Origin of the sequence: Bacillus methanolicus MGA3, assembly GCF_000724485.1 — a bacterium.
GTDB classification, from domain to species: Bacteria; Bacillota; Bacilli; order Bacillales; family Cytobacillaceae; genus Bacillus_Z; species Bacillus_Z methanolicus_A.
Genome location: NZ_CP007739.1, coordinates 1,071,446 through 1,083,580, shown reverse-complemented (window position 1 = coordinate 1,083,580; position 12,135 = coordinate 1,071,446). Strand labels below are relative to the sequence as shown.

Sequence of the window (12,135 nt, the reverse complement as noted above, 5' to 3'; positions counted from 1 at the left end):
CTTTATCAGGAAGTAAACTTTTCTTTCAATGCATTTTCCACAACAGACGGAACGAGTTCCGAAATATTACCGCCGTATTTTGCAACTTCTTTTACAATGCTTGAGCTTAAAAATGAATATTGATTTTTCGTCATCATAAAAAATGTTTCAATATTTTCATTTAAAATCCTGTTCATGGACGTAATTTGCATTTCATATTCAAAATCAGATACTGCCCGAAGCCCCCTGATGATAGCGTTTGCATTTACGCTCTTTGCATAGTCAACGAGCAGTCCCTGATAAAAATCGACTTTCACATTGGCTATATCTTTTGTTACTTCTTTAATTAAATGAATTCTTTCCTCAATAGTAAACAAAGGGGTTTTCGATGAATTATTCAGCACGACGACATATAATTCATCAAATACTTTTGCACCTCTTGTAATAATGTCCAGATGTCCATATGTAATCGGATCAAAACTCCCTGGGCAAACTGCTATGCTCGCCAAATAAATACCTCCTTAATGTTCAGAACCATAAATATAGATGGAAACAGCAATGATGCCATATTGTTCGTACTTTTTGCGAATGAAATTGCCTGCTTTCTCAGGCAAATGTACATCCGCACTATGTTCACAAACGATTGCACCACTTTCAGAAAGTAAATTTTCCTTATCAATGGTTTCCAAAATTTTTGGAATCTGCTGTTTTTTATAGGGAGGATCAAGAAAAATGAAATCGAAAACAAGCCCCCGCTTGATAATTGCTTTTAAAGCTCTCTCTGCACTATTCAGATAGACTTCCGATTGTTCCATCAACCCGCAGGTTTTAATATTTTCATGAATAATCTGTATTGCTTTCTTGTCTTTATCAACAAAAATAACCTTGCTTAATCCTCTGCTTAACGCTTCGATTCCTAATCCACCGCTTCCAGCAAATAAATCCAAGCCGAGCCCGCCATCAAAGTATGGGCCGATCATATTGAAAATTGCTTCTTTTACTTTATCTGTAGTAGGCCTAGTTGAACTCCCTGGAACGGCCTTTAAAATCCTGCCCTTACAGGCACCAGAAATTACTCTCATCGGTGATCACCACTATGTTAGCCCTTATTGTGAAGTTTTCTCCATTATCCTAACACAATTGATTTTTTTAGCCAACTACGTTCACTGTTTAATCGTTCTTAACAACATACTTGAAATAATTATTAAAAAAGTGTATAACCATAAAAATTGTGGAAATACTATTATTAACAACATCTATTCGATGGTGTTGTTGCCAACCGCGGAGAAGACTTACGTTTCCCCATAAGTTCTTCCTCCGGTTTCTCCTCTCCCTTTGCCTTCTGTCCTGTTAAAAGGATATAGAAGGACCCTGCAGGTATTTGCAGGGTTTTTTCTTTTTTCTAAAAAGAAAATATATCGATTTGAAAGTCATTTTCTTTTATATTGATCTTAAACAAGGGCCTAAGCCATTTTTCTTCAATATATATTTTACCGTTAATCAAAAGAAAGGGGTTTTCCAGCAGTCCGTAATCCTCTTTATTAAAAACAAAAATATTGCGATTGGTATAAAAGCGGTATCTGTTATTCCCCTTATTTAAAAGCAATGTTTTTTCGCCAGTACGATATTTTACTTCATATCCAAGACCATTGAGAACTTCTATAAGCGGAAATAATCGCTTTTTATTCTGATATAAAATCTCAATGCCCTTTTTTTCTTCTCCATTTATGTATACTTTTCTCGAATCAAAAAAGGATAATGGAACAAATGAAGCAGTTTCATTTTTGTTCAAAGTAAAAAATTGCGTTTTTAATCCTTTTTGTTTTGATAATTGTTCGTCCAAAACTTTTGCGGATAATGCAGACTTTTCTAGTATAACGGAAGACATGAATTCTTTTAATTCTTGATCAGAAAGCTTAGTAGTCAGCTCTTGTATGATTTTTTCTCCTTTCGTAGAACGGCTTTTTTGTTTTGTAAAATAAGCAGCCAACACATCTGCAAGCCATTTCTCTTCGATTTCCGACTTACTGAACTTAGCTCGGAAGTAATAATCAAAAACTTTTCTAACTAAAATATCTTGCTTTATGTTTTTCTTTACAACAATGATCCCGTTTCCATCTGTTTCCGGATAGCTGTCAGTTAACACAACCGTTAAATAAGGAAAATCAGAAACAAATTTTAGTGAAGATAGATTGACAGGTTCAGATTCTTTCGATTCCACAAAAAAGTTGATTTGCGACAGATTTGTTGCTTGATAGAGAGGTTTTTTCTGCCAATATAAAGAAAAGTTCTTCCTTTTCCCTTCAAATACAAAATAGTCAATAAAGTCAAGTTGCTTATAGCCTTTTAAAGGCAGTCCTGCTGCCCAAGATCCTCCTCTTCTGGCATAATCTATAATTTCTAATTTTGTGGAATAAGTGGAAACATCACGCAATGAGATTGTCCATTCATTAAAAAAAAGAGAAGATAAATGATTATTAAAAGAGATCGAATAAGAAAAAACAATTTTTCCATCTTCCGCCTTGAAAGTATCATGCAATTGGTCTTTAGATATGCAAGGGGTTCCATCTGCCTTCAAGCATTTCCATGTAGACACATTTTTTGGGATAGAAACTCTGTACTCTTTTCCATCAATTAACCCGGTAATTGTCTGTGAAATTTTTAACTCATTAGCTACCGATTCAAGGGTTATTTGCTGGTGTACAGGTTCCGTTTGCAAACGGCCGGTTGCTTCATGCTTTTCTGTATATGCTTTCCATTGCCAAAACAACATACCTCCGATTGCAGCAGATAAAATCATGAAAATGAAAAAAGATGTCCTAAACATCAAATTTCTCCTTAACAAGTATCTTATCTTAACAATATCAAATCAAGGAGCTTCCGTCATACAAATAATGTTAAAAAATAGCGAAATTTGCTGTATTTATTAGAGATAGGCCTTACCATGCTACTTCTATTTTCAAACTGAAAATGATAAAGTATTGATGTTATAGAAGTATCAAATAAAAGGAGGAAGTAGGAGTTGATTCAACGATTCATTGAACTGGGAGAAGGATATTCTGATATATATGAATTAATTGAGCTAGCAAAAGTAAATGAATACCGGCTCAGGCATATGATGGCCATGCATACGGTGATCAATGGCAAAAAAGCAACCTCATTGGTTGTAATTTTAAATCCAGCGGAAAGCGGAAATTTTCAGCCACTCTATATTTGCAGGGAAGGAATTCCGTACCCGCATGAAACTCCGAATAAAAGATATGAATTATTTTCAGAAACTGCTAAAAGCCTTAATAAAGAAATCATTGAATTAGATATAAAGCCATCGACAATGTTTCCGGAAAAAGAACTATTTTATCAGCATTTAATCGGAATATTGCGAATGAACCGATACATTCAGCCCCTTGATTAAAACAATAAAAGGTGAGATGCACTCACCTTTTTTAAATACCCATTTTATAATCATATTCCTTTGCCTTATCCGGCTTTGAGTTTTCAAATTCCATCTTTAAAAAAGGTTTATAGGATGGTTCAACCTTTTTTACAAATGGAAAAGATTGTAATTTCTCCAAGAGCATCTCAGTTTCCTCAAGATTACAATATAAGACAACATATTTTAATCGTTTGGAAACGTAATGTACATTTCCAAATCTTCTTAACATTTTGGCATGTTTGAGTGAATACAGCCAAACAATAATTCCTTGCCGTTGAACAAACATATCATTTTTCCCCTTCAAAAATACAATTGTCTTTAAGCTGAACAGCCACAGCTTCCACCAGTCCCGCAGCCCCCGCTGCAACCGGAAAGGCTATCAAAAAAAGGATTTCCAGTCGGTACTTTTATATGTTTGGAAACGGAATGACCGATAATGACCGCAATTTCATCCAACAAACCTTGAAGTTCATTTTCTGCTTTTTTAAATAAATATACATTTTCATCAAGATCCATTGAACGCTTTGCTTCCCGGATTTCTCCCATCACTTTTTTATAATCGGGATGGTACTTGCCAAACCTTTGTACCTCTTCGTACAATTCTTTCAATTTTACAAAAGCTTGGATCTTTCTTTGAGTTTCCCTATCTGTTTTTAATTTATATAAACGAAAGCGATATTTTTCAGCTGCTTCTGATTGCAACACCATTTTTGCCAGCTCTTCTGCCTCTTCTAATATAATAACTCGTTCACTTGTAGCAAGCAATTTCGCTCACCTCCGTCCTTTATTTTATCATGAAACGGCAGAAAATCGAAACATTCGCTTATGGAATGGTTGCATAAAACTCTTTCGTGAGATCATAAGGCTGATTATTTATTTTTACAATTTCCAATTTGACTTTATGCGTTCCAGGGTTCAAGCCTTTAACAATAAAAGCTGCCGAAGAAATTTCTTTTGTCTTTTTCCCATCAATAAACAAAATCATTTTCCCTTTATTACCAGTATGATTGCTTCGAAAAGATATACCTGAAATCATACATTCAATATAGAGATTCCCATTTCTAACATGATGCCGGACAAAAAATGTCCTGTCCCTTTCATCTTCCAGAACCGATACAGGCGTGTTGGCGGCTGCATCTACATAATCAATTGGCAATATTGATATATTTGTTTCCGGTTTAGGTATATCCTTTCGGCAACCTAACAATAGACTTGATAATATCAATAATTGTAAGGTGATTTTTACAAACCTCAATTCTTTCACTCCTTTTTTAAAGGTATTCTTTGCATTCTGTTGTCTTTTTACTCCATTGAAAGGCTCCGCAATTAAAAAATGGACAAGAGCTAGAGCCGAAAACGCTTGTCCATTTTAATAATGATTTACGGTAAAATGAAAAAATCGCGGTTATCCGAAAATAATCGCGATAATTACAATCTATTTTCATAAAAAAGAGCTCTCTCATTCTAGAGGAAGCTCGTTTTATGAATTTGAATTCATCATTTGGAACATGTGCATCATCATTGAAGCCATTTGGACTCCGTTCGTAAACTTTTCTACCTTATGTGGAATCGTCCTTCTATTGTGATGCATGGATGCAATTTGCATTGTCTGTATTTTTTCAGGGTATCTTGATAACGTCCGGTACCATTGAGGCTGTTCACGGATAAATTGTTTTAGTTCCTGATTGCGATTTATAAAATCAATTATTTCTTTTCGCATTTAGTTTGGCTCCTATTTTCAATCTTTTCTAAATTGGAATGGATGGGGAGGCTGCACCTTTGCAGAAGTACTTTTTGTTTGGGAACCATCTTGAAATTGTCCAATAACTCCTTGAATGGCCCCAAGTGCTTGGCTTATATTATGAATCTGCTGCTCGAATTGATTTACGTCCATCTTTTTAAACAATCCTATTAATTGTGTCTTCCAATCATCCTTTTTTTCCGTTACGGATTCTTTTTGCTCTGTTTCTTCGGATCGGTACATATCCCAGCGAGGGTCCTCTTCACCAAGCAAATACCAATCTTCATATAATTCTTGCCAAGTCGTTTCTCCTTTACGGACTTCTTTAATAATTTTGGGATTTGCTTGGACAAACTCCTTAAATTTTTCGACAGATGGATCAAGCTTTTTCTTAGCCATAATATTCACCTCTTCTCATTACATATGCCTATAAATACGATATGAAAAAACAAAAAAATGGTTCGCCAAAGAAAAACCGGTAGTAAAAAAGGGGCTGACTCAAAACATCGCATTTAAGCGATGTTGAGTCAGCTTTTTTGTATAACTTTGATATTTATTGTTAATTTTATGGTGTATTTTCTTACTATTTACACTAGATCGGGGGATTATTTTATTCCCCTTTGTTGAAGTGCCCTTATTTTTTGCCACTTTTTAAAATTGTGTGCAACGCAAACTAGACCCCATTCCACAGTCGTTTTGGAGAGGCCTCGTAAATGAAAACGTCGAAAGTCTTGATTCTGCTTGATTTGACCGTACACACTTTCCACATCAATCTTTCGACGTCGATATTTTTCTTTTCCATCGTCAGAATGTAATCGTTCTTTTACTTCCTTTCTTTGAATCTGATTCTTTAATGAAATGGTGATGGTGCGATACGTTTTTCCTTTTGCACAAGTACTTTGGAATGGACAACCTTGACACTGATCGCATCGATATCGACGTTTGATTGATAGGTACCCGTGGTCTGATTCCTTCTTTGTTTCATATTGAAAAGTGAAACGTTGTCCATTCGCACAAATGAATTCATCGAATTCCTCATCATATTCCATGTTTTCGACTCGTTCGATCCGTTTTTTCCATGTTCTCTTTTGCTCTTGGTCAAACGTATTGTAAGGAATGTATGCTTTCTTTCCTTGTTCTTCTAAGTATGTATAGTTCTCCTCGCTCCCGTATCCAGAATCGGCAATAATATTTTGAGGGAGGGAAATGTATTGGTTTACATGTTCCAGATGCTCGATGAAACAACGTGTGTCTCCTGCTCGTTGATGAAGAGAATACCCAATGATAAATTGACCTTCCGTTCCCATTTGTACATTATATCCTGGTTTCAATTGTCCATTTTTCATGTGATCTTCTTTCATTCGCATGAAGGTCGCATCATGATCGGTTTTTGAAAAACTGTTTCGTTCTTGGGCAATTTTTCGTTGTTGTTCATATTTTTGCTTCCGTGGGAGAAGGTCTTCACTCAATTGTTTCTTTGCTTTCTTTAGCGTTTTATTAGACGGATCTTTTTTTAAATGCTCATCTACTTTCTTCATGGTTTCTTGAATCTCTTTAGAGGTAACAGGCTTTTGTTCTAATTGCTCGTCTAAATCCAATGACTCTTGTTGGAGTTCTCTCGAGAACCCTTTCAATGTCAAAGGCGATTTTTCGATATTTCTCATTCAGTTTCTCATCATATTTCTTGACAGCCTTTATCCACACAAACGAATATCGATTGGCATTGGCTTCGATTTTGGTTCCATCCAAATAGTAATCTTCGAGTCGAACAAGTCCCTTTTGACGTAGGAGTTCGACTACTGAGAAGAAGACTTCATAGATAATGGGTTTCATACGTTCGGATCGAAATCGATTGATGGTGCGGAAATCCGGTTGTTGGTTCCCGCTTAGCCACATGAAGTAAATGTTTTCTTTCAACTGTTTGGCAATTTTTCGACCAGAATAAATTTTTTCGGCATACGCATACACTAAAATCTTCAACATCATTTTCGGGTGATAACTGCTGCGGCCACCGCCTTTGTAATGAGGGAGAAAAATAGAATCGTCCAGCTGTTCAACCGCTTCATGCACAACACGTGCGAGATGATGTTCAGGGATGAGGATTTCTAAATCTAGTGGTAGAATAAGTTGGTCCATGTTATAATAAATAAAGGAAATATGATCATGTTTCATAAGAGAATCGCTCCTTTGGTGGTTGTTGTTTGGTCACTTCAATTTTACCAAATGGAGCGATTCTCTTTTATATTTTTTTTAAAATAAGAGGGGCGACCTCTTAAAGGAAATTTTTAGTTCCTTTTGGGTCAGCCCCTTTTTCGTTGAATATATTATATATAATGCCAATATTACTTTTTCCATACTTGAATATAATTCTGAGTATAATGTTTTTTGTAAACCCCAACACCTAGGTGTGTAAATTCTTTATTTAATAATGCTTCCCGATGGTCTTTGCTGTTCAGCCATCCTTCAACCACAGCCGGACCATCAACATAATTGGCTGCAATATTTTCTCCTGCAAGCTGATAAAAAACGTCCGCTGCCTTCAATCGATCTGATAAGTCTCCATATTTTTTGGATGTATGGGAAAATTCTCCACTAACATACATATCCTTGCTATGCGAATATGCCGCTTCAGCCGTTTTTTCATCCCATTTCAAAGTTTTCAAATGATGCCGTAAACGAATGATATTGGTAATATCAAATATTTGTTGTTCCGTACTTCGATCTATTTTACCCTCTTCTTCATCAACTGGGCTTGACTCAATTAATTTTCCTCGATAGACAAGTTCATATGGACGAAGTTTAATCAGTGTTTTAGCATCCATAAATCTTACACTTGAAAGAGTACCGGTAAATTTATCGATATAAAGCTGTGCAAAGTGATCGCCTATTTGAACAAGCGGCCACGTATTAATATCCTCTTCGGAAAGTTCAAAACGATAAGAATTTTTTTCGTAGTCCAAGTTTACACTTGATTGTATAAGTACGGAATGATAAATTTGTTCAATTGGCTCCCCAATAGTAAAAGGAGCTACATTCGTTTCAGATCCTATGGCATAAATCGTAACTACCTTATCATTTTCAACGCCAACCTGAACATAAGTTTTCGGATTTTTGTTATAAATCCACCATACATAATCATAATACGAGGGGTCGATCCTATTAGGTTTACCTAGAACTTTCTTTAAAGATTCAGCATCTTTTCCTATTAATGTTGAAAGGCCTTCTTCTGGAGCTTTTATCGTTTGAGAGTCTTTCTTATTTCCTTTAGTTTGAATATGGGGAGAAATGTAATCCGAAGATATTATCCCTTTTTTATTCAAACCTTCATTGTCTTTTTCTTTCGATAAACCAAGATAAATTTTTATCATCAATAACAAAGATACAATAATTAAGATACGAAATAAAACTCGCAGAAGTAAGCCTCCTTTCCATAATCTCTATATTTATATATGTTAAATAGTTAGAAATATTATATCATTTATAACTTACATTTTCTTAGAATGATTATGAATTCAAGGGAAGAACATACAATATTCAATAATTTTGCTGTCTTATAACAATTATTTCCAAAAAAAAAAAAAAAAAAAAAAAGAAGACGCTGTCTCAAAAACCAGAGGGTCAGACCCCATAACACAATATATAGGACATAATGTTGGATAAATGTGCTATATATTGAAAAACGAACATGGGGTCAAACCTTATGAAACAGCCATTTCTTAATGAGGTTGTTGATCTTGCTGTTGAGATATTTCAGAAAGTGCTCTTTTGGCTTGATCATCTGTTAATTCTCTTACAGCAAAATCACCAAGTGCAACAATTCCGGCAAGTTTATCCCCTTCAACTACCGGCAAACGACGAATTTGATTTCTTGCCATTAGCTGAGCTGCCTCTCTAGTAGAAGCATCCGGAGTAACAGTAATCAACTGATGGCTCATAATGTCTTCTACTTTTGATGATGGTGGATATTTTTCCGCAATACATCTAATGACGATATCACGGTCTGTAACCATTCCAACAAGCTTACCATTATCCACAACCGGAATTGCACCTACATTCAACTCTTTCATTTTAACAGCTACTTCATAAACATTGTCTAACAAGGAACAAGTTTCAACATCCGTTGTCATAATATCGCGTATTTTTTCCATTTGTATTCCTCCTTAAAACTTTTTCATACTTAGACAAATGTCCGTACAAACTGCGTTGTACCACTTAAATACCGGCATAAGCTACATTTCGTTCGAGTAAATGTTAAAGCTTGACTTCCGTCATCCAAGCTTTATAATTTCCTCGGCAGTAATGTGCATATCTTCGATATTTTCGTGTACTATTTGGAAAGGAATGCTCATAGCTCCTTAACATTAATGTAGCATTTCCAGAAGAGGGATAATTATTCGCACATTACTCTTATTATGTTGCTTGATTGCTTAATCAAGACAATGAGCGATGATTAAAAGATAATATCCTGTTTCCTTGGTAAGATCATTACAATAATTTTTCTTTTTTTGATTATGATAGCTTTTTATTTGTAAAAGAACTATGTTATCATTTATGTATTCATTGCAACATTTATAATTTTTTACTATTATTAAATTTGAGATTGTCTAAATATACGTTATTGACGGATTGTTTTCTAGGAGGGACATTCATGAAATTTGAAAATACTGGCTTAGAAGGTTTAAAAGCAGATTTAAATTATTTAGATGATTTAATGTCAAATCATGGTTTTGTGCGTGAAGGCCAGTGGGATTATGAACGTGTTACATATGACCGCAAATTTGAGCTTAAAGATGGCACTTTCTACCTTCGCGTATTTGGCTTTGCTGTTGAAGGGGACGTTGGAGCCCATAAAGCAATCATCCAACTAATGACTCCACTTCTTGGCAAACATTATTATCCTCATGGCGTAGAATACGGAGAAGGCGAAAATTTCCCTAAAACACTTGTAAGCCAATGTGAAAAAATACTTGCAGAAATAAAAGCCGACATTGAAAAATTTGCTATTGAATGAGGTTGACTCATAAGGGTCTGACTCCCTCCACCAATGACAATATATAGAATGGTTTATTCGTGTTTGTCTATATGTTGTATTGGAGGGGTCTGACCCTTTGCTTTTGAGGGAGCCTTATTCGAAGTTAAAACAATTTTCCTTTAATATCTCTCATTGTTTTTAATTGTTTAAAATCAGACTGCATACTTTCTTTTAATTGTTACCTAATGTTTACAACATGAATGAAGATTAAAATCTGAAAGGAGTTCTGCCTTGTCCGGATTTGTTAAAAAGCGCAATCTGCTTATCATATTTGGTCTCGTATTTTCTATCATCTTTTTTTATTTTATCATTCCTGTTTCAGTACCGCTTATCACTGCATTTATAACTGCATTGTTTTTAGAACCGATAGTCCGGCTTTTTCAAACGAGATTAAGGTTAAACCGCCGCTTTTCGGTTATTATTGTGTTTCTTCTATTTCTATTTTTTCTTGGAATAAGCGGATATTTTATAATAACCAAAGTTATTACCGAGGCAATAAAAGTCGCAGAAAATGCTCCGTTTTATGTAAATGAAGTAACCAAAGCTTGGCTAAGAGTTGAAGCAAAAATTATTAATGCTGCTCAAGATCTTCCAGATGAAGTTGTGAATGAAATTAGCAAGAGGGTTCAGAACTTTTTGAACAATCTAAAAAACGATCTCTTGGCATATGTAAATATCAATAATATAAAGACATTGCTCACAAATATCCCGAATTTTTTTATCAGCTTTCTAGTATACTTAATAGCACTTTTTCTTTTTTTGATTGATTTGCCTCGATTACGTGAAGGAATCAGTAATCATTTAACTGAAAAAACTGCTGATAAAGTTCACTTTATGACATCTCGCCTTTCCTACGTTGTTTTCGGATTTCTGAAAGCTCAGTTTCTCGTTAGCGTTTTAATTTTTATTATCACACTTCTCGGTTTATCGATTATTAGTCCTAAGATCGCGCTCGTAATGTCATTCGTTATTTGGTTAATTGATTTCATCCCGATTATTGGTTCAATTAGCGTTCTCGGACCATGGGCATTATTTCACATCTTAACCGGTGATTTTGCAATAGGAATAAAACTGGCTGTACTTGCAGGGATTTTACTGATCATCAGACGTATTATAGAGCCAAAGGTAATGGGCAGCCAAATCGGCTTATCATCGTTGGCAACTTTAATATCTATGTATTTAGGATTAAAACTGCTAGGCGTTCTTGGAATGATTATTGGACCTTTTTTACTTATTGCTTTTAATTCCGCAAGAGAAGCTGGGATTATCAAACTTAATTTTAAGATTTAATCCAAAAGATAGGTAAGCATTTCTTTTTTTGTAAGCACAACTCCGCCCCCTTTCCACAATAAAGGCAGGTCAATTCTGACCCGCCTTTTCAACACTATTAGAATCCAAGAATTGCTTTGATGACTGAGGTCGTCTCCCCGCCTTTGTAAAAAACATAAAGCAATAAGTAAACCGCTACCCCAGTGATGGCTGTGAAAAACCATATAATGCTGGTTATTGGTCCCAGTTTTCTATGCTTGGCTAATTTATTGTTATAGCCTGTTAATAGTGTTACAATTCCAAACACAGCTCCAGTTGTTGCCAAAATAATATGAAAAACAAGGAACAATGTATAGTAAATTTTAATATCCTCCGGACCGCCAAAAGAAGTATTTCCAATGAAAATTGTTCTTGCAGCATAAATTAGAAAAAAGAAAAGGGCAAATACTGCTGCCAAAAGCATTGTTTTCTTATGAGCTTCAATTTTCCTCTGCTTTATTTGAATCCATCCGATAGCAATTGCAGCTGCACTTAAAATAATAAACGAAGTGCTTATAGTAGGTAAAATCGGCAATGATCCCATAACGACGTCCTCTCTGTCCTTGTTAAAAATTTATATACCTTTTCATTGTTACGTACAAAGTCGAACAACAGTAATTGTCTTATGGTATACAAAATCAT

The 12,135-nt window shown here is 35.0% G+C and carries 14 protein-coding genes and 1 pseudogene; 3 read left to right on the top strand and 12 right to left on the bottom strand.

Annotation, left to right across the window (positions count from 1 at the left end):
* Nucleotides 1-5: 5 nt before the first annotated feature.
* The 3 genes from coaD to BMMGA3_RS05360 form a co-directional block, all read right to left on the bottom strand.
* Complete coding sequence (gene coaD, locus BMMGA3_RS05370; protein WP_003348849.1) at nt 6-488, bottom strand: pantetheine-phosphate adenylyltransferase; 483 nt, start codon at nt 486-488, stop codon at nt 6-8.
* A 12-nt stretch (nt 489-500) separates the two neighbouring features.
* Nucleotides 501-1,061 carry a 16S rRNA (guanine(966)-N(2))-methyltransferase RsmD gene (rsmD, locus tag BMMGA3_RS05365; RefSeq protein ID WP_038502094.1) on the bottom strand — a complete coding sequence of 187 codons (561 nt, stop codon included), beginning with the start codon at nt 1,059-1,061 and terminating at the stop codon, nt 501-503.
* 320 nt (nt 1,062-1,381) lie between these two features.
* Entirely contained in the window at nt 1,382-2,806 is a 1,425-nt protein-coding gene (locus BMMGA3_RS05360; RefSeq protein WP_003348845.1) for a stalk domain-containing protein, read from the bottom strand.
* 195 nt (nt 2,807-3,001) lie between these two features.
* Between BMMGA3_RS05360 and BMMGA3_RS05355 the strand changes: the two genes are divergently transcribed.
* Entirely contained in the window at nt 3,002-3,391 is a 390-nt protein-coding gene (locus tag BMMGA3_RS05355) for a DUF7147 family protein (RefSeq protein WP_003348843.1), read from the top strand.
* A gap of 31 nt (nt 3,392-3,422) precedes the next feature.
* Here BMMGA3_RS05355 and BMMGA3_RS05350 read toward each other — a convergent pair whose 3' ends face one another.
* From BMMGA3_RS05350 to BMMGA3_RS05315, 8 genes and pseudogenes are all read right to left on the bottom strand, one after another.
* Nucleotides 3,423-3,698 carry a YlbG family protein gene (locus BMMGA3_RS05350; protein WP_003348840.1) on the bottom strand — a complete coding sequence of 92 codons (276 nt, stop codon included), beginning with the start codon at nt 3,696-3,698 and terminating at the stop codon, nt 3,423-3,425.
* A 32-nt stretch (nt 3,699-3,730) separates the two neighbouring features.
* On the bottom strand, nt 3,731-4,177 hold the full coding sequence (locus BMMGA3_RS05345) for a YlbF/YmcA family competence regulator (protein WP_003348838.1): 447 nt from the start codon (nt 4,175-4,177) through the stop codon (nt 3,731-3,733).
* Nucleotides 4,178-4,235: 58 nt separating this feature from the next.
* Entirely contained in the window at nt 4,236-4,676 is a 441-nt protein-coding gene (locus BMMGA3_RS05340) for a hypothetical protein (RefSeq protein WP_237712876.1), read from the bottom strand.
* A gap of 216 nt (nt 4,677-4,892) precedes the next feature.
* Nucleotides 4,893-5,132 (bottom strand): YlbE-like family protein, encoded by a 240-nt coding sequence (locus tag BMMGA3_RS05335; RefSeq protein ID WP_003348834.1) that lies wholly within the window; start codon nt 5,130-5,132, stop codon nt 4,893-4,895.
* An 18-nt stretch (nt 5,133-5,150) separates the two neighbouring features.
* Entirely contained in the window at nt 5,151-5,552 is a 402-nt protein-coding gene (locus BMMGA3_RS05330; protein ID WP_003348832.1) for a YlbD family protein, read from the bottom strand.
* 206 nt (nt 5,553-5,758) lie between these two features.
* A pseudogene (locus tag BMMGA3_RS05325) lies at nt 5,759-7,325 on the bottom strand (IS1182 family transposase).
* A 170-nt stretch (nt 7,326-7,495) separates the two neighbouring features.
* The gene (locus BMMGA3_RS05320; RefSeq protein ID WP_003348828.1) at nt 7,496-8,521 is read right to left on the bottom strand and encodes a CAP domain-containing protein; all 1,026 of its coding nucleotides are present in this window, start codon (nt 8,519-8,521) and stop codon (nt 7,496-7,498) included.
* Nucleotides 8,522-8,869: 348 nt separating this feature from the next.
* Entirely contained in the window at nt 8,870-9,301 is a 432-nt protein-coding gene (locus tag BMMGA3_RS05315) for a CBS domain-containing protein (protein WP_003348825.1), read from the bottom strand.
* Between the two features lie 500 nt (nt 9,302-9,801).
* Here BMMGA3_RS05315 and BMMGA3_RS05310 point away from each other — a divergent pair, with 500 nt between their 5' ends.
* Together BMMGA3_RS05310 and ytvI are read left to right on the top strand one after the other, a co-directional pair.
* On the top strand, nt 9,802-10,164 hold the full coding sequence (locus tag BMMGA3_RS05310; protein WP_003348823.1) for a YugN family protein: 363 nt from the start codon (nt 9,802-9,804) through the stop codon (nt 10,162-10,164).
* Nucleotides 10,165-10,416: 252 nt separating this feature from the next.
* Nucleotides 10,417-11,475: a sporulation integral membrane protein YtvI gene (gene ytvI, locus BMMGA3_RS05305; protein ID WP_003348821.1), complete on the top strand. Its 1,059-nt coding sequence runs from the start codon at nt 10,417-10,419 to the stop codon at nt 11,473-11,475.
* 97 nt (nt 11,476-11,572) lie between these two features.
* Here the strand turns inward: ytvI and BMMGA3_RS05300 are convergent, their stop codons facing one another.
* Nucleotides 11,573-12,037 carry a DUF420 domain-containing protein gene (locus BMMGA3_RS05300; RefSeq protein ID WP_003348818.1) on the bottom strand — a complete coding sequence of 155 codons (465 nt, stop codon included), beginning with the start codon at nt 12,035-12,037 and terminating at the stop codon, nt 11,573-11,575.
* Between the last annotated feature and the right edge of the window lie 98 nt (nt 12,038-12,135).

What these genes read in the sequence shown, in the direction of transcription:
- rsmD (WP_038502094.1), bottom strand. Translation starts at nt 1,061, where the DNA reads ATGAGAGTAATTTCTGGTGCCTGTAAGGGCAGGATTTTAAAGGCCGTT.
- BMMGA3_RS05350 (WP_003348840.1), bottom strand. Translation starts at nt 3,698, where the DNA reads ATGTTTGTTCAACGGCAAGGAATTATTGTTTGGCTGTATTCACTCAAA.
- BMMGA3_RS05310 (WP_003348823.1), top strand. Translation starts at nt 9,802, where the DNA reads ATGAAATTTGAAAATACTGGCTTAGAAGGTTTAAAAGCAGATTTAAAT.
- BMMGA3_RS05360 (WP_003348845.1), bottom strand. Translation starts at nt 2,806, where the DNA reads ATGTTTAGGACATCTTTTTTCATTTTCATGATTTTATCTGCTGCAATC.
- BMMGA3_RS05320 (WP_003348828.1), bottom strand. Translation starts at nt 8,521, where the DNA reads ATGATAAAAATTTATCTTGGTTTATCGAAAGAAAAAGACAATGAAGGT.
- BMMGA3_RS05300 (WP_003348818.1), bottom strand. Translation starts at nt 12,037, where the DNA reads ATGGGATCATTGCCGATTTTACCTACTATAAGCACTTCGTTTATTATT.
- BMMGA3_RS05315 (WP_003348825.1), bottom strand. Translation starts at nt 9,301, where the DNA reads ATGGAAAAAATACGCGATATTATGACAACGGATGTTGAAACTTGTTCC.
- BMMGA3_RS05330 (WP_003348832.1), bottom strand. Translation starts at nt 5,552, where the DNA reads ATGGCTAAGAAAAAGCTTGATCCATCTGTCGAAAAATTTAAGGAGTTT.
- BMMGA3_RS05335 (WP_003348834.1), bottom strand. Translation starts at nt 5,132, where the DNA reads ATGCGAAAAGAAATAATTGATTTTATAAATCGCAATCAGGAACTAAAA.